General features: G+C 60.9%; 28 protein-coding genes. 5 read left to right on the top strand and 23 right to left on the bottom strand.

Features of this window, described 5'->3' with window-relative positions; genetic code table 11:
* Nucleotides 1-25 precede the first annotated feature (25 nt).
* Together ACGJAX_RS12700 and ACGJAX_RS12695 are read right to left on the bottom strand one after the other, a co-directional pair.
* Nucleotides 26-664 (bottom strand): LysE family transporter, encoded by a 639-nt coding sequence (locus ACGJAX_RS12700; protein ID WP_390959209.1) that lies wholly within the window; start codon nt 662-664, stop codon nt 26-28.
* 87 nt (nt 665-751) lie between these two features.
* The gene (locus ACGJAX_RS12695; protein ID WP_390959207.1) at nt 752-1660 is read right to left on the bottom strand and encodes a LysR substrate-binding domain-containing protein; all 909 of its coding nucleotides are present in this window, start codon (nt 1658-1660) and stop codon (nt 752-754) included.
* 77 nt (nt 1661-1737) lie between these two features.
* Between ACGJAX_RS12695 and ACGJAX_RS12690 the strand changes: the two genes are divergently transcribed.
* Nucleotides 1738-2226, top strand: a complete 489-nt coding sequence (locus ACGJAX_RS12690; RefSeq protein WP_390959205.1) for a DMT family transporter — start codon at nt 1738-1740, stop codon at nt 2224-2226.
* A 61-nt stretch (nt 2227-2287) separates the two neighbouring features.
* Here the strand turns inward: ACGJAX_RS12690 and yiaY are convergent, their stop codons facing one another.
* Complete coding sequence (yiaY, locus tag ACGJAX_RS12685) at nt 2288-3436, bottom strand: L-threonine dehydrogenase (protein WP_390959203.1); 1149 nt, start codon at nt 3434-3436, stop codon at nt 2288-2290.
* A gap of 154 nt (nt 3437-3590) precedes the next feature.
* Here yiaY and ACGJAX_RS12680 point away from each other — a divergent pair, with 154 nt between their 5' ends.
* A complete protein-coding gene (locus ACGJAX_RS12680; RefSeq protein ID WP_248915723.1) occupies nt 3591-4610 on the top strand; it encodes a DUF4917 family protein in 1020 nt (339 codons plus the stop codon).
* A 62-nt stretch (nt 4611-4672) separates the two neighbouring features.
* On the opposite strand, the gene ACGJAX_RS12675 is transcribed toward ACGJAX_RS12680, so the two are convergent.
* The 3 genes from ACGJAX_RS12675 to ACGJAX_RS12665 all read right to left on the bottom strand — a co-directional run bounded on the left by ACGJAX_RS12675 (nt 4673) and on the right by ACGJAX_RS12665 (nt 6031).
* Nucleotides 4673-5017 (bottom strand): YegP family protein, encoded by a 345-nt coding sequence (locus ACGJAX_RS12675; RefSeq protein ID WP_248915722.1) that lies wholly within the window; start codon nt 5015-5017, stop codon nt 4673-4675.
* Between the two features lie 112 nt (nt 5018-5129).
* Nucleotides 5130-5435 (bottom strand): ribbon-helix-helix domain-containing protein, encoded by a 306-nt coding sequence (locus ACGJAX_RS12670; protein WP_090317308.1) that lies wholly within the window; start codon nt 5433-5435, stop codon nt 5130-5132.
* Nucleotides 5436-5449: 14 nt separating this feature from the next.
* Nucleotides 5450-6031, bottom strand: coding sequence for a DJ-1/PfpI/YhbO family deglycase/protease (locus ACGJAX_RS12665; RefSeq protein WP_390959200.1), 582 nt, complete (start codon nt 6029-6031; stop codon nt 5450-5452).
* Between the two features lie 211 nt (nt 6032-6242).
* Here ACGJAX_RS12665 and ACGJAX_RS12660 point away from each other — a divergent pair, with 211 nt between their 5' ends.
* Nucleotides 6243-7133 carry a DMT family transporter gene (locus tag ACGJAX_RS12660; RefSeq protein ID WP_090317304.1) on the top strand — a complete coding sequence of 297 codons (891 nt, stop codon included), beginning with the start codon at nt 6243-6245 and terminating at the stop codon, nt 7131-7133.
* 11 nt (nt 7134-7144) lie between these two features.
* On the opposite strand, the gene ACGJAX_RS12655 is transcribed toward ACGJAX_RS12660, so the two are convergent.
* The 3 genes from ACGJAX_RS12655 to ACGJAX_RS12645 form a co-directional block, all read right to left on the bottom strand.
* Nucleotides 7145-8359, bottom strand: coding sequence for a methyltransferase (locus ACGJAX_RS12655; protein WP_390959198.1), 1215 nt, complete (start codon nt 8357-8359; stop codon nt 7145-7147).
* 135 nt (nt 8360-8494) lie between these two features.
* Nucleotides 8495-8857, bottom strand: a complete 363-nt coding sequence (locus ACGJAX_RS12650) for a hypothetical protein (protein ID WP_247254772.1) — start codon at nt 8855-8857, stop codon at nt 8495-8497.
* A gap of 2 nt (nt 8858-8859) precedes the next feature.
* Nucleotides 8860-9138 (bottom strand): ogr/Delta-like zinc finger family protein, encoded by a 279-nt coding sequence (locus ACGJAX_RS12645; protein ID WP_390959196.1) that lies wholly within the window; start codon nt 9136-9138, stop codon nt 8860-8862.
* Nucleotides 9139-9438: 300 nt separating this feature from the next.
* Between ACGJAX_RS12645 and ACGJAX_RS12640 the strand changes: the two genes are divergently transcribed.
* On the top strand, nt 9439-9864 hold the full coding sequence (locus tag ACGJAX_RS12640) for a helix-turn-helix domain-containing protein (protein ID WP_247254774.1): 426 nt from the start codon (nt 9439-9441) through the stop codon (nt 9862-9864).
* Between the two features lie 24 nt (nt 9865-9888).
* Here the strand turns inward: ACGJAX_RS12640 and ACGJAX_RS12635 are convergent, their stop codons facing one another.
* From ACGJAX_RS12635 to ACGJAX_RS12610, 6 genes are all read right to left on the bottom strand, one after another.
* Nucleotides 9889-10167 (bottom strand): phage holin family protein, encoded by a 279-nt coding sequence (locus tag ACGJAX_RS12635; protein ID WP_247254775.1) that lies wholly within the window; start codon nt 10165-10167, stop codon nt 9889-9891.
* Complete coding sequence (locus tag ACGJAX_RS12630; protein ID WP_390959194.1) at nt 10167-10523, bottom strand: putative holin; 357 nt, start codon at nt 10521-10523, stop codon at nt 10167-10169. The genes ACGJAX_RS12635 and ACGJAX_RS12630 overlap by 1 nt, the downstream gene beginning before the upstream one ends.
* Nucleotides 10510-10806: a helix-turn-helix domain-containing protein gene (locus ACGJAX_RS12625; protein ID WP_247254776.1), complete on the bottom strand. Its 297-nt coding sequence runs from the start codon at nt 10804-10806 to the stop codon at nt 10510-10512. Before ACGJAX_RS12625 ends, ACGJAX_RS12630 begins: the two co-directional genes overlap by 14 nt.
* Before the next feature lie 133 nt (nt 10807-10939).
* A complete protein-coding gene (locus ACGJAX_RS12620; protein WP_090317285.1) occupies nt 10940-11557 on the bottom strand; it encodes a TPM domain-containing protein in 618 nt (205 codons plus the stop codon).
* A 32-nt stretch (nt 11558-11589) separates the two neighbouring features.
* Nucleotides 11590-12342: a TPM domain-containing protein gene (locus tag ACGJAX_RS12615; protein ID WP_390959191.1), complete on the bottom strand. Its 753-nt coding sequence runs from the start codon at nt 12340-12342 to the stop codon at nt 11590-11592.
* 58 nt (nt 12343-12400) lie between these two features.
* A complete protein-coding gene (locus ACGJAX_RS12610; protein ID WP_390959190.1) occupies nt 12401-13006 on the bottom strand; it encodes a LemA family protein in 606 nt (201 codons plus the stop codon).
* Nucleotides 13007-13269: 263 nt separating this feature from the next.
* Between ACGJAX_RS12610 and bglX the strand changes: the two genes are divergently transcribed.
* Entirely contained in the window at nt 13270-15561 is a 2292-nt protein-coding gene (gene bglX / locus ACGJAX_RS12605) for a beta-glucosidase BglX (RefSeq protein WP_247254778.1), read from the top strand.
* 132 nt (nt 15562-15693) lie between these two features.
* Here the strand turns inward: bglX and ACGJAX_RS12600 are convergent, their stop codons facing one another.
* The 8 genes from ACGJAX_RS12600 to ACGJAX_RS12565 all read right to left on the bottom strand — a co-directional run bounded on the left by ACGJAX_RS12600 (nt 15694) and on the right by ACGJAX_RS12565 (nt 23981).
* Complete coding sequence (locus tag ACGJAX_RS12600; protein WP_247254779.1) at nt 15694-16851, bottom strand: phosphatidylserine/phosphatidylglycerophosphate/cardiolipin synthase family protein; 1158 nt, start codon at nt 16849-16851, stop codon at nt 15694-15696.
* 1 nt (nt 16852) lies between these two features.
* Entirely contained in the window at nt 16853-17443 is a 591-nt protein-coding gene (locus ACGJAX_RS12595; RefSeq protein ID WP_090317274.1) for a YceI family protein, read from the bottom strand.
* 102 nt (nt 17444-17545) lie between these two features.
* Complete coding sequence (locus ACGJAX_RS12590) at nt 17546-18316, bottom strand: helix-turn-helix domain-containing protein (protein WP_390959187.1); 771 nt, start codon at nt 18314-18316, stop codon at nt 17546-17548.
* An 83-nt stretch (nt 18317-18399) separates the two neighbouring features.
* Nucleotides 18400-19824, bottom strand: coding sequence for an amidase (locus ACGJAX_RS12585; RefSeq protein ID WP_390959859.1), 1425 nt, complete (start codon nt 19822-19824; stop codon nt 18400-18402).
* 20 nt (nt 19825-19844) lie between these two features.
* The gene (locus ACGJAX_RS12580; protein WP_248915713.1) at nt 19845-21155 is read right to left on the bottom strand and encodes a citrate-proton symporter; all 1311 of its coding nucleotides are present in this window, start codon (nt 21153-21155) and stop codon (nt 19845-19847) included.
* Nucleotides 21156-21236: 81 nt separating this feature from the next.
* Nucleotides 21237-22412: an amidohydrolase gene (locus tag ACGJAX_RS12575; RefSeq protein ID WP_390959185.1), complete on the bottom strand. Its 1176-nt coding sequence runs from the start codon at nt 22410-22412 to the stop codon at nt 21237-21239.
* A gap of 148 nt (nt 22413-22560) precedes the next feature.
* Complete coding sequence (locus ACGJAX_RS12570; protein WP_390959183.1) at nt 22561-22890, bottom strand: amidase; 330 nt, start codon at nt 22888-22890, stop codon at nt 22561-22563.
* On the bottom strand, nt 22887-23981 hold the full coding sequence (locus ACGJAX_RS12565) for a serine hydrolase (RefSeq protein WP_390959182.1): 1095 nt from the start codon (nt 23979-23981) through the stop codon (nt 22887-22889). The genes ACGJAX_RS12570 and ACGJAX_RS12565 overlap by 4 nt, the downstream gene beginning before the upstream one ends.
* Nucleotides 23982-24115 lie beyond the last annotated feature (134 nt).

Genomic DNA, 24115 nt, shown 5'->3' with positions numbered 1-24115 from the left:
AACCGAGGCATCCCTGCACCGGGCTTCAAGCCTTGTTCGTCACCAGTCCCGGCAGTGCATGCGCCAGGGCGTTGATGGCGAAACCGATAAACATTACCCCGCAAAGCCGGGTAATGGCCAATTCATGGCGCTGATACAAGGTACGCACCCGCCTCGCTCCGACGATGCCGATGAGGATAGCGTAGGCGATCAGGCCGCCGACGAAACTCAGCAGGATCAGCCACGGCAACATCGACCAATGCAGCAGTTCTGCACGGCTGGACAGCAGCGCGGTGAATGTCGCCACCGCCACCGGATAAGCCTTGGGATTGGTCAGGCCAAACAGGATGCCGTGCCAGAACGGCTGACGTGCCGGCCCTTGTGGCGCCTGGGCACCGCTGCGACGCGCCCGCACCGCCCGCAGCCCGAGCCAGAACAGGTAAAACCCGCTGAGCACACCCAGTACATCGAACGCGGTACTGCCGATTTCCCGCGCCCCGACAATCGCCACCAGCGCGGTGCCGCACCAGACCACGTCCCCCAGCAAATGCCCGCAGAGAAACCCCGCCCCGGCCCGTCTTCCATGGGCCGCGCCTATGCCGAATACGGCCAGCACGCCGGGGCCTGGCGTAATCCCGTAAATAAAGCCCGAGGCGAGAACGGCCATTAGCAGCGACGGGGTCATGGGAAATCCTTTTGAACCGTTTGGTGAGTGGGCGCCAGTCTATATCAGCTCATTGGGCATTGATTGACTGATCGTCGAAGAACTTCATCAGCGCTTTATCCCCTCGCCGATGCGTTGTTTCAGCCAGTTCAACGCCTGATCCCCGCCCCGCCGCTGGTGCCACGCCAACACAAAGGTAAACGACGGAATATGAAAGGGTGGAGGCACGACGATCAGTGACGCCTCGTCGATGTCGCGCACGCCGCGGGAGGCGACGGTCAGAATCAAATCCGTGCCACTGATCAACTGCGGGGCGACATTCCAGTGCGGCAGGCTGACCGCCACGCGACGCCGTTCATGCAGGGCGGTCAAGGCGCGCTCGATTTCCGGCGTGCCACTGCCGCGCATTTCCAGCAAGACGTGGGGACGCGCCAGGTAGGCCGGCAGGTCGAGGGTGGCGTCGACCGGCAAACTGTCGCGATCCACCAGGCAAACATAGTGCTCTTCGAACAGCAGGGTGCTGCGTAGTTCGTTGGGCATTTCCGGGAACACGCCGACGGCGATGTCGATATCACCGTTGAGTATCCCGTCGAGCATGCCTTCACGGCTGGCGTGACTGATTTGCAGATCGATGCCCGGTGCTTCACTGCGCAAGCTGCGGATCAGACCGGGCAGAACGATGGCGGCGCCATAATCGGACATGGCCAGGCGAAAGGTGCGCTGGGTGGTCGCCGGATCAAAGGCATTGGGCGCCAGCAGCGATTGCACCTGGGCCAGGGCTTCGGCCAACGGCGCCATAAGCTCAAGCGCCCGCGAAGTCGGCACCAGACTGGCGCCCGCCCGCACCAACAGCGGATCGCCCAGCAGGTCGCGCAAACGCGCCAGCGCATGGCTCACGGCCGGCTGACTCAGGTGCAAACGTTCAGCTGCCCGGGTGACGTGTTGCTCGCTGAGCAAGGCGTCGAGAATCACCAGTAAATTGAGATCGATGCGGCGCAGATCATTCATTTGATGCATGTTCTGGATAGCAAAACGGAATTTAAATCTGCGCGACGAATACTCTAGAGTCCAGCAAAACCTGCTGGAGAATGAACATGAGTACGTTGCATGGGGTCGGCCTGTTGTTGCTGGCCGTGATTGCCGGGGCGGTGGTGCCTTTTCAGAGTGCGATCAACGCTAACCTTGGACGAGGCCTGGGGCATCCGTTGTGGGCCACATTGGCCTCGTTGCTGGTGAGTATCCTGGTGCTGTTGCCGATCATGCTGGCGCTGCGCGTGCCGTTGCCTTCAATGGCGTTCATCAGCAGAGCGCCACTCTGGATGTGGGCGGGTGGCGCGTTCGGAGTCTGCTTCATTTCCCTGGCCCTGGTACTGCTGCCCAAGCTCGGGGCCTCTGGGTTCATGGCCTTGGCACTGGCCGGGCAAGTGGTCGCGTCATTGGTGCTGGATCACTTTGGGTGGTTCGGCTTGGTGCAGCGGCAGGTGAGCTTGCCACGGGTGTTGGGCGTTGTGATGCTGATTGCGGGTGTGGTGTTGATTCAGTTCAGTGGGGCTCATGACAAGGCACTGGCGACCGTGGGCTAAAGGGAGGCCACCCGGTCATACTGGCCTTGGGCGCGATGCTCGCGCCCGGCCGTCAAAACGTCTAGAACGCGCTGCGGAAGATCTCCTCGATCTGCCGCTGATCCGCTGCCCGGGGGTTGGTCACGCCGCATGCATCTTTCAGGGCGTTGCTGGCCAGGGTCGGGATATCGTTGAGGCGCACGCCAAGTTCACGCAAACCGGCGGGGATGTCCACATCGCGGGCAAGGCGGCGGATGGCGTCGATGGCTGCCTGGGCGCCCTCTTCCGGGCTGAATCCGCGAATGTCGGCGCCCATGGCATGGGCCACGTCGGTCAGGCGCACCGCGCAGACCTGGGCATTGAAGCTTTGCACGTGGGGCAACAGCACCGCGTTGCACACACCATGGGGCAAATCGTAGAAGCCACCCAACTGGTGGGCCATGGCATGCACGAAGCCCAGGGACGCATTGTTGAACGCCATGCCCGCCAGAAACTGCGCGTATGCCATATTCTCCCGCGCCCCGAGGTCTTCCCCGTCCTGGACCACCCAGCGCAGGTTATCGCTGATCAGGGTGATGGCCTTGAGGGCGCAGGCATCGGTGATCGGGGTGGCCGCGGTGGACACGTAGGCTTCGATGGCGTGGGTCAGGGCATCCATGCCGGTGGCGGCCGTCAGGCCCTTGGGCATGGCGGTCATCAGCTCCGGATCGTTGACCGACAGCAGCGGCGTGACGTTGCGATCGACAATGGCCATTTTCACGTGCCGCGACTCGTCAGTGATGATGCAGAACCGGGTCATCTCGCTGGCCGTGCCGGCCGTGGTGTTGATGGCAATCAACGGCAGTTGCGGTTTAGTGGATCGATCGACGCCTTCGTAGTCGCGAATTTGCCCGCCATTGGTCGCGCACAAGGCAATCCCCTTGGCGCAGTCGTGGGGCGAGCCACCGCCCAGGGACACCACGAAGTCACAGCGGGTCTCCTTGAGCAGACCCAGGCCATGCTCGACGTTGGCGACGCTGGGGTTGGGCTTGGCACCGTCGAAAATCACCGAGTCGATGTCCTGCAGCGCCAGCTTCCAGGCAACCATGCTTGCCACGCCGGCCTTGGCCAGCCCGGCGTCGGTGACGATGAACGCCTTGCGAAAACCGTATTGGCGGATGGCGTCCATGGCTTCGTCCAGGCAACCGATGCCCATGATGTTTACAGCGGGGATAAAAAACGTACTACTCATGCACGAGTCTCCTGGCGAAGTTCAGACCGGCAGCGCCGATCCACTGAATGCTCAGGATCGACCCGTCGCCAACGCCGCATGTTGATCTGGCTCAACGTCTGGTCGTGATAAAGTCGCCGCCCATCAGACCTTTTGCTTCGAGACGACAAACGCAATGACCGATTTACAGGATGTCGACGCCCAACTTGAAGACTGGAACGCCTTGCGCTCAAGCGCTGCGTTCGCCGGCTTGCTGGTGGGCAACGGCGCCAGCCGCGCCGTGTGGGACGATTTCGGCTACGACTCGCTGTTCGAGAACGCCCGCACCGTCGAAGAAAAGCCCCTGAGCCAATCGGAATTGAGTGTGTTCGATGCGCTACAAACGCGCAGTTTCGAACAAGTGCTCAGCGCGCTGAAAACCACCAGCCGGGTCAACAAGGCCCTGGCCGTCAGCTCCGCCGCCCCGCGCAATCGTTACTACGCGATCAAGGAAGCCTTGATCAACACGGTGCACGCGGTGCATATCCCGTGGCGTCTGGTCCAGGCTTCGACCCTGGCGTCGATCAATCAGGAACTGACCAGCTACCGCACGGTATTCACCACCAACTACGACCTGCTCAATTACTGGGCGATCCAGCACTCGCCACAGGCGATCACCGATCTGTTCCAGGGTGACGAGCCCGGCTTCGACCTCAGCGCCACCGCTACTGACAAAACCCGCTTGCTGTACCTGCACGGCGGTTTGCATCTGGTGCGCAATCAGGACGGCACGGCGCGCAAGCTGATGTCGACCGAGGGCACATTGCTGGGTAATTTCGCGATCAACAACACGATCAAGACCCTCGACGACGTGCCGCTGTTCGTCAACGAAGGCCCGAGCGCGGACAAGCTCAAGACCATTCGCAGCTCGGACTATTTGTCGTTCTGCTACGACCAGCTGCTGGAGCATGGCGAAGGCTTGTGCATTTTTGGTCATGCACTGGGCGAACAGGACAGTCATATCGTGCACGCCTTGCGTCAGGCGAAACCGCAGGTGGTGGCGATCTCGATCTATCCGCGCAGCAAGGCGTTTATCCAGCATCAGAAGCGCTATTACGCGAAGGTGTTCGAGGGGACGGGTGTTGAGTTGCGTTTTTTTGATTCCAAGACCCATGCACTGGGTAGCCCGAAACTGGCGGTGCCAGTCGAGGTTTAGTGCTGCTGGATCTGGCGTCTTCCCGAAACCGATGTGGGAGCAAGCTTGCTCCCACAAGTGCCTCATAGCACCGGCAATGTCTTGTCCTTGATCACTTTGGTCGGCCCGTTGGCCTTGACGCTGGCGATGCCTTTTTCCAGCGCAGTAGCGGAGGAAAAGGCCTCGCTGCTGCCGATAATTTCGTGATTAGCGGCCTTGAGGTTGAAATAAGGGTGGCCATCCCTGGTGGTTTTCTTCTCATAGCGCTCATCCAACGGGCTGTTGGCCTGCACTGCCGCGATGCCTTTATCGGCTGCGGCGCGCGTGGTGTAGTGCTCGCTGGTCAGAATGGTCTCGGCATTGGCCGCCTTCAGCACAAACCTGAATTGGCCGCTGATGCTTTTGCTCACTTCGTACCATCCGGACATGCTCTTTCTCCTGGGCGATTGAGAGGTTGCGCGCTTCAGAGTAAAGATCAGGCCAGGTCGTTTGTCGCCTGTACCGGCCCGCGAGGGGCCGGCAGGATCGATACACGCCTATCTATTTCACCGCCGTTCGCACCACCGACAACTCCGGAGCAGCCACCCGCCGCTGACTCAAATACCGCGTGCAACTCACCCGCAGGAACGAGGCGAAATTCACCACCTCGCCGCGGTAGTCCATCACCTCTTCATACAGCTTGGCGATCAACTGATTGGTGGTCATGCCGTCGACCTCGGCGATTTCGCTGAGGATGTCCCAGAACTGATTCTCCAGTCGCAGCGTGGTGACCACCCCGCAGATGCGCAGCGAGCGGGAGCGCGATTCGTAGAGGATCGGGTCAGCTTTGACGTAGAGCTCGCACATGGAGACGTTCCTCGTTACAGCGTGATTTTGGTGCCCAGCAAGCCGAGGAAACCCGCCAGCCACTTCGGATGGGCAGGCCAGGCCGGCGCAGTGGCCAGATTGCCTTGAACGTGGCCGTCCGTCACCGAGATATCGATATAGGTACCGCCAGCCAGGCGCACTTCTGGCGCGCAGGCCGGGTAAGCGCTGCACTCGCGGCCTTCGAGAATTCCTGCCGCCGCCAGCAACTGCGCACCGTGGCACACAGCGGCAATCGGTTTGCCGGCCTTGTCGAAATCCCGTACCAGCTCCAGGACTTTTTCGTTCAGCCGCAGGTACTCCGGCGCACGACCACCGGGCACCAGCAGTGCGTCGTAGTCCGCTGCCGCGACCTTGGCGAAGTCAAAGTTCAGGGCAAACAGGTGACCGGGTTTTTCGCTGTAGGTCTGGTCGCCTTCGAAGTCATGGATCGCGGTGCGCACGGTCTGGCCGGCGGTTTTGTCCGGGCACACCGCGTGTACCGTGTGACCCACCATCAGCAGCGCCTGGAACGGCACCATCACTTCATAGTCTTCGACGTAATCGCCGACCAGCATCAGAATTTTTTTAGCGGCCATGGGGAGGACTCCTCTGGAAAACGTAGGCAGGCAGGAGTATTCAAGGTAGTCCTTATCCGGCGGGTCGGGTAATAACCTGCTACTACCTGATGGACTGCGAAGGCGTCCTCAAACTGTACGGATAACTCTGCACCCAGCTGTAACAGCGCCAAACCCGGCATTTATGGCTAGATGAAGGCATCTCTCATCACCCTCGATTCTGGTTGCCATCATGTCCTCCCGCGAAAACACCGGCATGGCCCTGGGCCTGCTCGGCGTTGTGATCTTCAGCCTCACCCTGCCCTTCACGCGAATCGTCGTGCAGGAACTCCATCCACTGCTCAACGGCTTGGGCCGGGCCCTGTTCGCGGCGATTCCCGCGGCATTGCTGTTGCTCTGGCGTCGTGAAAAATGGCCGACTTGGAAGCAGGTCAAGGGCCTGACCCTGGTGATTGCCGGGGTGATCCTGGGTTTCCCGGTGCTGTCGGCCTGGGCCATGCAAACCTTGCCGGCGTCCCATGGCGCTTTGGTCAATGGCCTGCAGCCCCTGTGCGTGGCGCTGTACGCCGCATGGTTGTCCCATGAACGTCCGTCGAAAGCATTCTGGGCCTGCGCCGCACTGGGCAGTGCGCTGGTGCTCGGGTATGCGCTGATCAGCGGTGCCGGCAGCATTCAGGCCGGCGATTTGCTGATGCTCGGAGCAATTGCGGTGGGCGGCCTGGGTTATGCCGAAGGCGGTCGCCTGGCAAAGGAAATGGGCGGCTGGCAGGTGATCTGCTGGGCGCTGGTGCTGTCGACGCCCGTGCTGATCGGGCCGGTGGTGTATCTGGCGCTGCAACATCAAGGCGAGATTTCAGCGAAAACCTGGTGGGCCTTCGGCTATGTCTCACTGTTTTCGCAGTTCATCGGGTTCTTTGCCTGGTACGCCGGGCTGGCCATGGGCGGTATTGCGCGGGTCAGCCAGATCCAGTTGCTGCAGATCTTCTTCACCATCGCCTTCTCGGCGTTGTTCTTCGGCGAACACGTCGAGCCGATCACCTGGTTGTTTGCCGCCGGGGTGATCGTGACGGTGATGCTGGGACGCAAGACCGCCATCAAACCCGCGCGAATTGCCACCGCATAAATCCTGTGGGATCACAGGTAGCCGTCAGCCCGCAGCAGCGTTTCCAGGCAATGTTCGCTGATGTGATAGAAATCCTTCAGCTCCTGGATCTTCACCAACAACCGGGCCGGGTCCACCGGCTCGGCGCGTTTGACCGCCAGGATCATCTTGTTCTTGTTGGTATGGTCCAGTGAGATGAACTCGAACACCTTGGTCTCGTAACCACAGGCTTCGAGGAACAGTGCACGCAGACTGTCGGTCACCATCTCTGCCTGCTGGCCCAGGTGCAAGCCGTATTGCAGCATCGGCTTGAGCAATGCCGGGCTCTGGATTTGCAGGCGAATCTGTTTGTGGCAGCACGGCGAGCACATGATGATCGACGCGCCGGAACGGATGCCGGTGTGAATCGCGTAGTCGGTGGCGATGTCGCAGGCATGCAGCGCGATCATCACCTCCAGTTCGCTCGGCGCCACGCTACGCACGTCACCACATTTGAAGACCAGCCCCGGATGCTCAAGCCTGGCCGCTGCGGCATTGCAGAGGGTGACCATGTCCTCGCGCAACTCGACGCCCGTCACTTCGCCTTCGGCGTTCAAGGTATTGCGCAGGTAATCGTGAATGGCAAAGGTCAGGTAACCCTTGCCCGAACCGAAGTCCGCCACACGCACCGGCTTGTCCAGCGCCAAGGGAGACGAGGTCAGGGCATGGCTGAACACTTCGATGAACTTGTTGATCTGCTTCCACTTGCGCGACATCGCAGGGATCAGCTCATGCTGCTTGTTGGTCACGCCCAGGTCGGCGAGAAACGGCCGGCTCAAGTCAAGGAAGCGGTTTTTCTCACGGTTGTGCTCGGCGGACGGCACTTCACGCAATTGCTGGGGTTTGCTCCTGAACAGCGAAGACTTGCCCTTTTTGCTGTATTCGAGCTGGGCTTCATCGGTCAGCGACAGTAAATGTGCATTTTTGAACGACGCGGGGAGCATCTCGGCAATGCTCGCTACACCTTCGGCCAGCGGCAGGTTCTTGGTGATGTCGCGGGTTTTGTAGCGATAGACGAAGGACAGGCACGGCTGCGACTTGACGGTCACCGGCTTGATGATGACCCGCTGCAGCTCCGCTTCTTCGCCGACGTATTTGGCCAGCACCAGTTTGATGAAGGCATTGTGTTCGAGGCTCGATTGCAGCAGCTCGATGAACTGCGCGTGATGATCCGGCGCGAGGCTGGCGGGAGTGGCGGTGACAGACATGGAAAAACGGCCTCGGGCAATACGAATCGGGAGAATGCCGGGTATTTTAGGGGGGCCGAGGGTTTTGGGCACGGGGTTATTTTGTGGCAGGTCTTGGTCACGCCACCCAAGACCTGAATAAATGCCTTCGACGTATCACGGCTCAACCAGTCGCAACCTGCGGTTACTCGGCGAGTTGATCACGTATTTGACGATCAACCCGACCGGTACCGCCCAGGTAAGACCGTTGAGCGGGTCAGTCACCACCGCGACGGTTTCAGAGCTCGCGGCGATGTCCAGACGCCGACGATCATGGCTCGACTTGAGCTCCCCATAGGCATGGCTGACCAGTCTTTCCGCCACGTGCATGGGCACATCGACACTTTGCAAATGCTTGACGGCACGACAGAACAACACCTGGTCATCAAGCAATCCGTCGCTTTCATGACGAACCAGAAAAGCCTGGGCCATCGCCAGCAGATCCTCATTCAATTCCGGGTTTTCATCGACTTCGTTCATGTTCACGACTCCTGTTGCATGTCCGTCGAAGCATCGCTGACCGCAACAGGGCGGGCGGCACGGCGCAAGTCCGGCCCGGCGCAAGGTAAACGAACCGCCGGGTTGGGCATTCCACTGGGGGAAAGTTCATGGGTCATTTCGAACTCGGCGCGAACCGACCAGCCGCAAGCTTCCGACGTAAATTGCAAATAGGCGACCCGCAGAAAAATATGACGGCCCTCGCTGGTTCGAATGCGCATCCGGTTCAAGCAGTGCGGACACACCATTTTGTAAGTGCTCATGCCTGCTTCCCGATGGTCGTCTGGTGGTAATCGACATTGTCAAACGCAATACTGCTGGAAGCATTGCTCGCCAAGATCCGCCCTTGCGAATGGCGCCTGCCGGACAAAAGGAAGTGCAATGGGCAGAAGCGTCTTGGGTAAGAACCAAACCCGTAGGAAATCACCTTGCTACCATTAGGAAGTTTCGACATCGTATTCTGCTGATTCATAGTTGACGATTGATTACTCACAAGAAAAAACGTACTCATTACGCATAAGTTAGGCACTCAAAAAGCATATGTCAAAAGGAAGAGGCTCAAATTGCGTAGCAAAAAATCACAAGCTGTTCTGACGCGCTTAAAACAAATTACCGGTACAACAAGCGATGCTTCGCTATCCTCCGCGCTACAGATCAGCCCGCAAACCCTCAGTAGCTGGAAAGGTCGCGACAGCACACCATACTCATTATGCGTAGATATCGCACGAACGCGTGGCATCTCACTTGACTGGTTACTGCTCGGTGAAGGGCCGGTATTACGGCCTGCTCCTGCACCGTCAGCCGAGGAAAATCAGGACAATGCGACGCGAGAAAATACAATTCTCGCGTTGTGGCGTTTACTCAATGAAGAGGATCGCCGCGCCATTCAACATGCTCTGGAGGAGAAGCGACGCCTGCGCGATATGGAACTTCAACTTTCGGAAATGGCCGCCATCCTTGCGACACTTCAACAGCCCAAAGAAACATAAAGTCATATATAACCCGAAGTGCGGTTACTTCAAGGCGCGCCATAGCACAATGATATTTCCTTCATTTCGTACGATCAGTACGCATAACAGCACGCTCACGATTGAATGCCATGGGCTCACCGGTACAGAAGTTATAAGAACATCCATCCCGGCTACGCAAAACAGTCCACCACACAGGCTGGTCAACAGTCCGTCACGCCAACGGTGTCGCACTTCATCACGCTGATAACAGGCCAGCCTGAATGCACTCAACAAATGAGCAATACCGGTAATGAAGACAAGTACAACGGCGTCATCACTCATCATCCTCGCCCTCTCAAATGCCGAACGATTTCACCCAGGGCAGCACCGTCAATCCACTGCATGAACTTGATACTGATGGGAATGACGACCAGCGCACACAGAAATGCCGTCACGCCCGCCGTCAGGAAAGGGATCAACGGCAGCGCCACGGGCGTGAAGAGATAACCGACACCCGCAGACAGCATCCAGGAGCCGATGCGTTGCCAGGCCTTGAAGTTGGCACGCGTCGTGGTTACCAGCCACGCCCCGAGCGATGCGCCGAACAACACCTCGCCGTCGATCACGGGCAATGTCGCGATGCCCAAGCCCAACAAGAGTCCACCCACACTGTTGTAGGCCGAGTCAGTCAGGCTCATGGGCGCCTCGCGATTCAACCTCACTCACGCGGATCGCGCCGGACTCAATGGCTTTGAGCAGGGCGGCACTGCGAGACCTGACCGCAAACTTGCGGCGAATATTGGAGAAGTGGAAGTTGACCGTGGATTCCGAACAGTTCTGAATCCTGGCGATTTCCCACGAAGTTTTACCTTTGAAGCACCACATTAGGGTTTGCGTCTCTTTGGCCGTCAGCTGCACCGGCAGGGAATGTGCGCCGCCGCAGGCACCAGGCAAAGAGTCGAGTGTTTGATGCATAGACATAAGAACTCTCTCTCATCAGAACGCCTGTCGCAGGGCGTTCGCTATTGGAGAGAGATGTTGAAGACAAGCCGGAACCCGGACAATCAACGGGCATTGTCCCTGGGAGCGCTACAAAAGTTTCCGATCAAAAGGCCTAGCCCAGTATCACCAGGCGATTCGGCAACTCATTGCGCACATGGGTGACCGGTACATGCACCTTGAGCAGCTCGCCGCATGCTTCGATGCAGCTGACGAACCCCTGCAACGTCTGCCCCTGGCGTACCTGCCGGGTGAACGTCGCGACAATCGCGTCCCAGTTTTTGTTGTCCAGCCGACTGGAAATGCCTTCATCCACCAGGATTTCCACATAACGCTCGGCTTCACAGACGAAAATCAGCATGCCGGTGCGGCCCACCGTGTGATGCAGGTTTTGCTCCAGGAACTGCCGCCGCGCCAGGTTGGAAGCACGCCAGTGCCGCATCGCGCGCGGAATGAGATGGGTGGTGATTTTCGGCAGACGGAACACCAGGCACAGGACGATGAAACTGATCCATTGCACCAGCAGCAGGCTGTGCAGGGTCAACCACCCTGTCAGGTAATGCACGATACCCGGCACCACCAGCGCCAGCAGACTGGCCCAGAGCAGCGGGATGTACGCATAGTCGTCGGCGCGGGCCGCGAGCACGGTCACCAGCTCCGCGTCGGTGTCGCGTTCGACCCGGGCAATGGCTTCGGCCACTTTGCGTTGTTCGTGTTCAGTGAGTAATGCCATGTCTTGAAGATGCCTGTTCGCTATTGTTTTTATCACCAGCCGCCCGACGAACCACCGCCCCCGAAACTGCCCCCGCCGCCGCTGAAGCCACCGCCTCCACCGCCGCCAAAACCTCCACCGCCGAAACCGCCTCCCGAGCCGCCCGAACCACCGCGGCCGGCGGGCAGGATACCGAGCATCTGGCAGACAAAAACAGTCAGGATGAACAGCAGCACCAAAAACACGAAGACACCCGGATGCCGCGAGACGAAATCGTCACCCGGATCGCCTCTGGAGTCATAAACGGTCGATGGCTCGTCCAGGGCGTTGCCACCCAACACCACCAACATGGCGGCCACCCCGTCGCTGATGCCTTTGCTGAAGTTACCGGCCTTGAATGCCGGGGTGATGACCTGATTGATGATCACCGAACTCTGCGCATCGGTCAGGCGATCTTCCAGGCCGTAACCGACTTCAATGCGCAGTTTGCGCTCGTCACGGGCGACGATCAGCAGCGCGCCGTTGTTCTTGTCCTTCTGCCCGATGCCCCAATAACGCCCCAGTTGATAACCGAAGTCGGCGATGTCGGTGCCTTGCAAGTTCGCCAGAGTGACCACCACCAACTGCTCGCCAGTGGCCTTTTCGTGGGCCTGGAGTTGCTGGGTCAGTTGCTCGCGCACGGCCGGCTCGATCATCTGGGCGTTATCCACCACCCGCCCGGTCAGCTCGGGAAACTTCAATTGCGCCTGGGCCGCCAGGGTCAACGCCCAGAGCAACAGCACCAGGCCCATTTTCAAGATGCGCATGGGCAACCTCTTGGGCGATGACGCACCCGCCTTGTGATGCTGGCGGGTCCTTCAGTGTTCAGAACTTGACCTCGGGCGCCTTCTCCGAACCTGGCGTGGCCTCGAAGGTCTCGCGAATCGGCAGATTGCTGTACAGCACGCTGTGCCACAGGCGACCGGGGAACGTGCGGATTTCGGTGTTGTACTTCTGCACCGCGAGAATGAAGTCGCGCCGGGCGACGGCGATGCGGTTCTCGGTGCCTTCGAGTTGCGATTGCAGGGCCAGGAAGTTCTGGTTGGCCTTGAGGTCCGGATAGCGCTCGGACACCACCATCAACCGGCTCAGGGCGCCACTGAGTTGATCCTGGGCCTGTTGGTACTGCTTGAGCTTTTCCGGGTTGTCCAGGGTGGAGGCGTCGACCTGGATCGACGTGGCCTTGGCCCGGGCTTCGATCACGGCGGTCAGGGTCGCTTCCTCATGCTTGGCGTAGCCCTTGACGGTTTCCACCAGATTGGGGATCAGGTCGGCGCGGCGCTGATACTGGTTCTGCACCTGACCCCAGGCGGCCTTGGCCTGTTCATCCAGGGTCGGGATGTTGTTGATGCCGCAAGCGGTCAGCAATGTGGCCAGCACCAGCAGGGTGGTGACCTGCAGGCGAGAACGGTAGGTAGGACTGACATTCATCAGGATGATGCTCCCTTTGTACACTTCATGAAATAAACCACCGTGAAACCTCCTGAGCCGGCTCTTGGGGCATAATCGCCCGCGCCTCTGGATTGCAACGGGCCGATGGGCTAAAAAGACGCCCTGCGCAAAAACGCTTTCGGCATTCGATCGTCGTCTTCCGGCTGCCCGTTTTGAGTCTGCACCCGAACAACAATAGTCGCTCCCTAAATTTTGGCTGGCCGGCGTGTACATCGCCGTTTGGGCCCTTGAGAAAAACATTCATGAAGAAGCTGTGTTTGCTGGGCCTGCTCGTCAGCCTGGCCAGTCATAACGTATTGGCCGCCACGACGCCCGCACCTCTGGAGAACAAGGACGCCTTCATCAGCAAACTGATGAAGCAAATGACCCTCGATGAGAAAATCGGCCAGTTACGCCTGATCAGCATCGGCCCGGAAATGCCCCGGGAGCTGATCCGCAAGGAAATTGCAGCCGGTAACATCGGTGGTACGTTCAACTCGATCACCCGCCCGGAAAACCGTCCGATGCAGGACGCGGCGATGCGCAGCCGGCTGAAGATCCCGATGTTCTTCGCCTATGACGTGATCCACGGCCACCGCACCATTTTCCCGATCCCGCTGGCCCTGGCCTCGAGCTGGGACATGGACGCCATCGGCCTGTCCGGGCGCATCGCCGCCAAGGAAGCCGCAGCTGACAGCCTCGATATCACCTTCGCCCCGATGGTCGACATCTCCCGCGACCCGCGCTGGGGTCGTACGTCCGAAGGTTTCGGCGAAGACACTTATCTGGTTTCGCGAATTGCCGGCGTGATGGTCAAGGCGTTCCAGGGCACCGGCGCGAACGCCGCCGACAGCATCATGGCCAGCGTCAAGCACTTCGCCTTGTACGGCGCCGTCGAGGGCGGTCGCGACTACAACGTGGTCGACATGAGTCCGGTCAAGATGTACCAGGACTACCTGCCACCCTACCGCGCGGCGATCGATGCCGGCGCCGGCGGGGTGATGGTCGCGCTGAACTCGATCAACGGCGTACCGGCCACCGCCAACACCTGGCTGATGAACGACCTGCTGCGCAAGGACTGGGGCTTCAAGGGCCTGGCGGTCAGCGACCACGGCGCGATTTTCGAACTGATCAAGCACGGCGTGGCCGCTGACGGTCGCGAAGCGGCGAAGCTGGCGATCAAGGCCGGCATCCACATGAGCATGAACGACACCCTCTACGGCAAAGAGCTGCCGGGGCTGTTGAAGTCTGGCGAGATCAAGCAAAGCGATATCGACAACGCCGTGCGTGCCGTATTGGGCGCCAAGTACGACATGGGCCTGTTCAAGGACCCGTACCTGCGTATCGGCAAGGCCGAGGATGACCCGGCCGACACCTATGCCGACAGCCGCCTGCACCGCGCTGAAGCCCGCGATGTGGCACGCCGTAGCCTGGTGTTGTTGAAGAACCAGAATGAAACTCTGCCGCTGAAGAAAACCGCGAAAATCGCGCTGGTCGGTCCGCTGGTCAAGGCGCCGATCGACATGATGGGCAGCTGGGCCGCCGCCGGCAAACCTGCGCAATCGGTGACCCTGTTCGACGGCATGAACGCCGCCGTCGCCGACAAGGCAACGCTGATCTACGCCCGTGGCGCCAACATCACCGAGGACAAGAAAATCCTCGATTACCTGAACTTCCTCAACTTCGATGCACCGGAAGTGGTCAATGACCCGCGCCCGGCCAATGTGCTGATCGACGAAGCGGTCAAGGCCGCCAAGGATGCCGACGTGGTGGTGGCCGCCGTGGGTGAATCCCGTGGCATGTCCCATGAATCCTCCAGCCGCACCGACATCAATATCCCGGAAAACCAGCGCGAGCTGATCCGTGCCTTGAAAGCCACCGGCAAACCGCTGGTGCTGGTGTTGATGAACGGCCGTCCGCTGTCGATTCTCGAAGAGAAGGAACAGGCTGACGCGATCCTGGAAACCTGGTTCAGCGGCACCGAAGGCGGCAACGCCATCGCCGATGTACTGTTCGGCGACTACAACCCGTCGGGCAAACTGCCGATCACCTTCCCGCGTTCGGTGGGGCAGATCCCGACCTACTACAACCACCTGACCATTGGCCGGCCGTTCACGCCGGGCAAACCGGGCAACTACACCTCACAGTACTTCGATGACACCACAGGTCCCCTGTTCCCGTTCGGCTACGGTCTGAGCTACACCGACTTCAGCCTGAGCGACATGGCCCTGTCGTCGACCACGCTGAACAAGACCGGCAAGCTCGACGCCAGCGTCACGGTCAAGAACACCGGCAAGCGTGACGGCGAAACCGTGGTGCAGTTGTACATCCAGGACGTGGCCGGTTCGATGATCCGCCCGATCAAGGAACTGAAGAACTTCCAGAAAGTGATGCTCAAGGCCGGCGAACAGAAAGTCGTGCACTTCACCATCACCGAGGACGACCTGAAGTTCTTCAACACCCGGCTCAAGTACGCGGCGGAACCGGGCAAATTCAACGTGCAGATCGGCCTGGACTCCCAGGACGTGACGCAGCAGAGTTTTGAACTGCTGTAATTCTTAAAGCTGCATGAAGTACCTGTGGGAGCGAGCTTGCTTGCGATGAGGTCATAACATTCAACATCACTGTTGACTGTCGGGCCGCCATCGCGAGCAGGCTCGCTCCCACAGTGTTTTAGGGTGTAGCGCCTATCCCCGCCGATCCAGCAGATTCACCACCAGCCGATCCACCCATCCCCATACCCTCTGCTTGACTCGCCGCCACAGCGGTCGGCGTTTCCATGACTCCAGGCTGACTTCCTGGCTCAGGGCGAAGTCGTTTTCGAAGCTCGCCGTCACCGCCCGGGTCAATCCCGGGTCGAGCGCTTCCAGATTGGCCTCCAGATTGAAGCGCAAATTCCAGTGATCGAAATTGCACGAGCCGATGCTCACCCAGTCATCGATCAGGACCATTTTCAAATGCAGGAAGCACGGCTGGTACTCGAAAACCCTTACCCCGGACTTGAGCAGGCGCGGGTAGTAGCGATGCCCGGCATAGCGCACGGAAGGGTGATCGGTGCGCGGTCCGGTCAGCAGCAGTCGCACATCGACACCGCGGCCGGCCGCCCGACGCAATGACCGCCGGACCCTCCAGGTCGGCAGAAAGTAGGGGGTGGCGAGCCAGATTTGCTTTTGTCCGCTGTTCAAGGCACGAACCAGCGAATGCAGGATGTCCCGATGCTGTCGGGCGTCGGCATAGGCGACCCGGCCCATGCCCTCGCCCACGGGTGGCACACGGGGCAGGCGCGGCAGGCCGAAATGCGAGGCGGGTTTCCAGGCGCGGCGATGGCGGTTGGCGATCCATTGCCGATCGAACAGCAACTGCCAGTCCAGGACCAGCGGCCCGGTGATTTCCACCATCACCTCGTGCCAGTCGCTGACGTCCTTGCCCGGTGTCCAGAACTCATCGGTGACACCGGTGCCGCCGACCACCGCCAGGCTCTGGTCCACCAGCAACAGCTTGCGGTGATCGCGGTAGAAGTTACCGACCCAGCGCCGCCAGCTCAGGCGATTGTAGAAACGCAGCTCGACCCCGGCGGCCATCAAGCGCTGACGCAGGTGCAAGGTGAACGCCAGGCTGCCGTAATCATCGAACAGGCAACGCACCCGCACGCCGCGCTCGGCAGCCTGGACCAGCGCCTGAACCATGGCCTCGGCGCAGGCACCCGCCTCCACCAGGTACAACTCCAGTTCGACTTGCTCTTCGGCACGGGCAATCGCCACCAGCATGCGCGGGAAAAACTGCGGGCCATCGATCAGCAGTTCGAAGCGATTGCCTTCACGCCAGGGAAAGACGGGGCCGGCCATGTCAGCGCGCCGCGAAAATCAGCACGGCACCCACGGGCACCGACAGGCTGATCGCCGAAAGCCCGGCGAGCTTGCGCAACGCTTCCAGGCCGGGTGCCAGGTCGAAGTCTTCGGCATTGATCACCACCGGTTCGAGCGTCACCACCTGAAAGCGCCGGTCATCGAGACGTGTCGCCAGCAGCTCGGTGGTGTAGGTGTGTTGCTTGCCATGCAGATTGACGGTCAGCGGCAAGCGCAGCTCGAGTTGCGCACCGGGGGCCAGATCGTTGATCGGACGCAGATCGATCCGGGTGGTGATCAGCGCTTCGGGAAACCTGTCGATTTCGAACAGTTCCTTGCGCATGCGCTCGTCGCGCAACGGAATGCCGCTGTTGATCGATTCAAGCTCGACCTCCACCTCCGCCACCCCTTCGGGATCGACCTTGCCGTGCAACACCAGAAAGCGCTGCACTTCGGAAACATTGGCGTTTTTGGTGCTGACAAACGACAGCCGCGACGATTCGCCGTCCAGGTACCAATTGGCCCGGGCCGACAGCGAAGCGCCGGCCAATAGCAGGACGGTGAGCGTTTTGATGATGGAGCGCTTGAACATAGTGACTCGTGGGGCAAATAAACCTGTGCTGAACCTTAACCGGCCTGACACAGGTTGCAAACTTTGTGTTGCCTTGAGTCGTTAAACAGCCAAAGGTTCCACTCAGGCCATCGCCTGCTGCACATCGCCGATGGTCGCCGCCAGGCTGTTGAGGTGCAGGCTCAGCACCCGCTCCACCGGCGCCTGATCCATCGGCCAGTGCAACGCCATGCTGCCGACCAGGCGGCCGTCGCTATGGATCGGCAAGGCCACCGCGCGAATCAGGAACGGCAGGCGTACCGGGTATTCCCAATAACCTTCGGTGCGCTGGCCGAAGCCTTGATGCAAGGCCTGCTGCGTGGCGCTGAACAGGTTTTCATCGGTCAGCCGTTCACGATGGGCCAGACGCTCCACTTCAGCGCTGTGCAACTCGGCGAGGCAAGCCCGGCCCATGGCCGAATGAAACAGGCTGGCATGCTGGCCGACGATCTGGCAGTTGTTCGGATAGCGCTTGCGCAGCACCGTGGGAACCGCACTTTCCATGACTTCCACGCGTTCGCCGTCGAAACACGACAGGTCCGCCACCAGCCCGGTACGTTCGCTCAACTCCAGCAACAGCGGCGCGGCGTTTTCCACCAGGCGCCGCTTGAAGCGCTGCTGACTGTCGCCAAACAGGCGCTTGGCGCACAGGCGATAACGCCGGTCGCTCAGCCCGCGATAGACCCAGCCCTGCTCCTGCAGCGTCAGCAACATGCGCGAGACCGTGGCCTTGGGCAGGCGGGTCAGGTAGTGCAACTCCTCCAGACCCAGCGCCTGATGCTCGCCCAGCAACTCGACAATGGCCAGGGCGCGCTCGACGGAACGCACGCTGCCGGTTTCTGCCTTGCTGTCCATGTGTTCGACCTCCCTTTGCCCGGAATGGATGATCGTGTGCTCTTGTTACAAAGTACAGCAAGATGCGCGCCCGTCCGGCGCGCTCAGGCGTTTGACAGACAACCGGGCGGGCGACGCTTGACCCACTGGGTCAACTGCTCATGGGCATAAGCCAGTTGCAGCACCGCGCGGTCGGCCTGGGCCGGGCCAATGATTTGCAGGCCCATGGGCAAGCCTGCCGGGTTGAAGCCCACCGGTACGTTCATGCTCGGCAAGCCGGCCAGGGTCGGGCCGATGACCACTTCCATCCAGCGGTGATAGGTGTCCATGCTCTGCCCGCCAACGACCCGGGGCCAGTGGGTGTGTGCATCAAAAGGGAACACTTGGGCGGTGGGCAGCAACAGAAAATCGTAACGCTCGAACAATTCGTTCAAGGCGCGGTACCAGTCACTGCGGCCGACCGATGCCTGATACACATCCGCCGCCGTCAAACGCAGCCCACCCTCGATTTCCCATTGCGCTTCAGGCTTGAGTTGCTCGCGTTTCTTCGGGTCGGCATACAGCGCGCCGAGACTGCCCTGCACCAGCCAGTGCCGATGTACCAGCCAGGTCTGCCACAGGCGCTCCATGGAAAAATCCGGCTGGCAGGCTTCGACCTTGCAACCCAGCACCGCGAAATCCTGCAGCGCCGATTCGCACAGGCTCATCACGCCGGGGTCCATCGGCAAGTAGCCGTTGTAGTCACCCAGCCATCCCACACGAACTTCGCTGAAATCCTGCGCCAGGGACTGATGGAAAATCTCCGGGTCCTGCGTCAGCGACAACGGCACGCGCGGGTCGTACCCGGCCTGGGTGCCGAGCAAACGGGCGACATCGGTGACGGTACGGCCCATCGGCCCTTCGGTGGCCAGTTGCTGGACAAACACCTCCGGCTGCGGACCGTGGGGCACGCGCCCCTGGGACGGGCGAAAACCGAATACGTTGTTGAACGCCGCCGGGTTGCGCAGCGAGCCCATCATGTCGCTGCCATCGGCCACCGGCAGCATGCGCAACGCCAGTGCCACCGCCGCCCCGCCGCTGCTGCCACCGGCCACCCGGCTCGGGTCGTAAGCGTTGGTGGTGGTGCCGTACACCGTGTTGTATGTCTGCGAACCAAGGCCGAACTCCGGCACGTTGGTCTTGCCAATAATGATGGCGCCACTGTCGCGAACCCGCGCCACGCTGATGGCATCGTGTTGCAGGATTTGCTCGGCGAACAGCGGCGAGCCCATGGTGGTGCGTAACCCGGCGGTGGCCGCCAGGTCCTTGATCGCTTGCGGCATGCCGTGCATCCAGCCACGGGATTGCCCCTGCTCCAGTTGCCGATCGCAGGTGTCGGCCTCGGCCAGCAACTCTTCGGCCGGACGCAGCGACACCAGCGCATTGACCTGCGGATTGAAGCGCTCGATCTGCGCCAGATACGCCTGCATCACTTCACGGCAGGACACCTGTCGCCCGTGAATGGCGCGGGACAACGAATCGGCGTCCATTTCAACAATCGGATGGATGCTCAAGATTTCACCTCAAGGTTAAGTGCGACGGATCGCTTTGCACGCGGCGCCTCCTGCATGCAGTAAGTACCCAGCAGCGTCAGCAGGCAAGCGAACAATACGTAGAAGGATGGCGCCACCGGCGTGGCCAGAACCTTGCTCAGCCAGGTGACGATCAGTGGCGCGAAACCACCGAAGACCATGACCGCGACGTTGTACGCCACCGACACGCCGGTGGAACGCACTTCGATTGGAAACTGCTCGGCCAGTGCCGTCGGTGCCGGGCCGAAAAATCCGCCGATCGCGCTGCACAGCAACAGCTGCATCACCAGCAGCCGCTCCACCGACGGCGCCGCCGCCACCCACACATACAGCGGATACACCATCAGAAAAAACGCGAGGGTGAAGGCCATCAGCACCGGGCGGCGGCCAAGTCGATCCGACAATGCGCCGGACAGCGGAATCACCACGGTCATCACGGCGACTGCAATCATCTGCACCAGCAGCACCTGATCCAGCGGCAGGCCGAGGTTTTTGTGGGCAAAGGTCGGCATGTTCACCAGCACCACGTAGAACGACACCGTTGCGCCGCACGCCAGGCCCATCGACACCAGAATGGCGCGACGGTGTTCGCGGATCACGTGCAGCAACCCCGGGCTCTCGCCTTTGGCCTGCTTGCGCGCTTCGAGAAACTCTTCCGGTTCCTCCATGTGCTTGCGAATCCACAGGCCCACCGGGCCGATCAACAGGCCGATCATGAACGGAATCCGCCAGCCCCAGCTGTCCAGTGCTTCAGGGCTCAGCAGATGGGTGAACAAGGCCACCATGCCCGCGCCGGCAAACACCGCCAGGCATTGCCCGACCAACTGCCACGAGCCATACAAGCCCTTGCGATGTGCCGGTGCGCTTTCCACCAGGAACGCGGTGGCACTGGCGTACTCGCCGCCGGTGGCGAAACCCTGGAGCATCCGCGCGACCACGATCAACAACGGCGCGCCCATGCCGATGGCGGCGTAATCGGGCGCGAAAGCGATCAGCGCGATGGAGACCGTCATCAGCCGGATGATCATCTGCATCGCCGCCTTGCGGCCTTTGCGATCCGAATACATGCCCAACAAAATGCCGCCCACCGGGCGCATGAAAAAGCCGACGCCAAAGGTCGCCAGAGCCATCAGCAACGACGCGTACTCGTCCTCGGATGGGAAAAACTGCCGGGCGATGATGCTCGCCAGAAAGCCGTAAACGATGAAGTCATACCATTCCAGGGCATTGCCGATAACGGCGGCGATCACCTGCCGGGTCCGCGATACACCTGTGCTCGAAGTCTGCATGGGGCACTCTCCAAAAACCTGTTGGGTGATGGCGGGCACGACGGCGCGCGCCCGGTCCAGCGGCAGTAGAAAGAGAGGAAATCAGGCCGGCTTGAGCCAGCGCTCCGTCAGCGCGCCCCAATACGCCGCGCCGGTCAGCAGGATGTCGTCGTTAAAGTCATAGGCCGGGTTGTGCACCATCGGCCGCGATACGCCATTGCCGATGAACAGGTAGGCGCCGGGGCAGCGTTGCAGCATCCAGGCAAAGTCTTCACTGCCCATGAGCTTGGGCGTGTTGCCATCCACCGCATCAGCACCGACCAGCTCGACGCCCACTTGCCGGGCGAACTCGGTTTCGGCGGCATGGTTGACCAGTACCGGATACGCCGGACGGTGTTCGACCTTCGAATTGCAACCGAAACTCCTGGCCTGGGATTCAATGATCGCTTGCACCCGCTCCAGGGTTTGCTCGCGCACCTGGGCGTTCAGCGCGCGCAGGCTCAGGCGCAGGATTGCTTGCTGCGGAATGACGTTGGCCGCCTCCCCGGCCTGCAATGCCCCGACCGTGACCACCGCCGCCTGTTGCGCATCGATGTTGCGTGCCACCACGGTCTGCAACGCCATGACTACGCTGGCCGCCGCCACCAGCGGATCGACCGCCAGATGCGGCATCGAGCCGTGGCCGCCGACGCCTTCGATCGTCACTGTCAGTAAATCTTGCGAGGCCATCATCGGCCCTTCGCGAAAGCCCAGGTGCCCAGCCGGCAAGCCCGGCATGTTGTGCATGCCGAACAGCGCGTCGCAGGGAAAACGCTCGAGCAAGCCATCGGCGAGCATGGCTTCGGCGCCGCCCTGACCTTCTTCGGCGGGCTGGAAAATCAGGGTCAGGGTGCCGTCGAACTGACGGGTTGCCGCCAGGTATCGCGCCGCGCCCAACAACATCGTGGTGTGGCCGTCATGCCCGCAGGCGTGCATGCAGCCCTGATGCTGGCTGGAATAAGTCGCACCGGTGTTCTCGATGATCGGCAGCGCATCCATGTCCGCCCGAATGCCGAGTTTGCGCGGGCTGCTGCCGTTGCGCAGGACGCCGACCACGCCGGTCTTGCCGATCCCGGTGTGCACCTCGTACCCCCACTCCTTCAGGGATCGGGCCACCAGCGCCGACGTGCGGTTTTCCTCGAAGCCGAGTTCCGGGTGGGCGTGGATGTCCTGGCGGGTGGCGTGCAGATCGCTGGCCACGTCGCTGAGCCAGGCAAGAATGTGCTGATGTCGGGTCATGACGATTGTCCTCGGGCCGGGTGTATTCCCGTTCTTTTTGTTCGCTGTGATTTCGCGACACATCAAGGCAGGTCGCGCTCACCGCCAGATAACCGCGAGTCGCGCGCGAGGACAATCGAATGTGGTTCCACCAGATGGAACCTGTTGGTCAGGGGTTCAAGCGGCAACCCTGGCGCTCGCCGATCCACACGGCGCTGTTGCTGCGCCCCAAACCGCTGACGGTGACGCTTTTGCTGGCGGCGTCATCGGTAAAGCCGCTGATGGGCACCCACTGTTTCACGTAGCCACGGCAGTACTCGGCGCCATTGTTCATCACGTAGCGGCACGAGCAATATTCCTTGGCGGTGTAGGCGCTGATGATGTCCGGGAACGCCTCCAGTGCCACCCGCTCACGCCAGCCCCAGCCGCACAGGACGATCAGCAGAATCAACAGCAAGGTGCTGAACGGTCGGCGACGCACGAAGCTGCGACGGTTCATGGCTGCACCTTCCCGCCAAAGGCCTTGAGCGCGAGCTTGAGTAACTGGTTGTGTTGGTAACTGTCGTCGCGGTCATCGCCGTAGCGCACGATCACCAGGTTTTCGCTGGGGATCACATACAGCGCCTGCCCCCAGTGTCCGAGCGCGGCATAGGTGTCCGCGGGTGCGTCGGGCCAGGGCCGGGGCGCGCCCTCCACGGCGCGGTTGAGCCACCAGTGGCCGCCGGGCACGGCGTCATCCTGGTTGGCGTGATAACGGGCAAAGGGTTCGAGGTTGAAAGTGACCCAATCCTTGGGCAGCAATTGACGCTCGCCCCAGCGGCCGTCACGGGCCATCAACAGACCGATCCGCGCCAGATCCCGCGCGGTGAGGTAGGCGTAAGACGAGGCGACGAAGGTGCCCGCGGCATCGGTTTCCCAGGTGGCATGGTGAATGCCCAGGGGTTCAAACAGCGCGGTCCACGGATAGTCCGCATAGCGGGCCGGGCCGACGATGCCCTTCAACGCAGCGGATAACAGACCGCTATCACCGCTGGAGTAACGAAACACCTGACCCGGTGCGGCGTACGCATCCTGATCGACAGTAAACGCCGCCATGTCGCGGTGCCCCCGGGTGTAGAGCATCGCCACCACCGAGGATTTCAATGGTGCGTATTCGTAGTTTTCCTGCCAGTCAAGGCCCGAGGCCCAGTGCAGCAGGTCGGCCATGGTCATGCCTGGGTATTTTTTCAGTGGCGGATAGAACTTCGCCACCGGGTCCTGCAGATTGAACCGGCCTTCGCCGTAGGCCACGCCCAGCACCGTGGCCAGCAGGCTCTTGCTGATGGACCAGGTCAGGTGTGGCGTTGTGGCGGTGGTCGGGCCAGCGTAGCGCTCGAAGATCAACTGACCGTCGCGGATCACCAGCAAGGCATCGGTGCGGATGCCTCGGCGAGTGGTGTCGTTGCGCGGTGGGAAGGCGTACCCCTCAAACGCCCGAAGTGCCGGCCCGGTGATGCTCGGACCCGATGACCATTGCTCGCCAGGCCAGTTTTCAGCGTGGGCCGCGAGACTGAACAGCAGCACAACAAACAACGGCAGGCCTTTGGGCATGGCGGGTGCTCGTGGGGATTAACCTTCTGAGCCTAGTTGAGGTTGATGACAGTTTTGAAAATTGTATTGCCGGAAAGATAGCTATCGCGAGCCAGCTCGATCCCATAGGGCAATGCGCTTGAAAAAGTGGGAGC

The sequence above is a fragment of the Pseudomonas moorei genome (genome assembly GCF_042846945.1).
In the GTDB taxonomy this organism is placed as follows: domain Bacteria; phylum Pseudomonadota; class Gammaproteobacteria; order Pseudomonadales; family Pseudomonadaceae; genus Aquipseudomonas; species Aquipseudomonas moorei.
The sequence above is the reverse complement of the archived record's forward strand: the minus strand, read 5'-3'. Positions and strand labels throughout refer to the sequence as shown.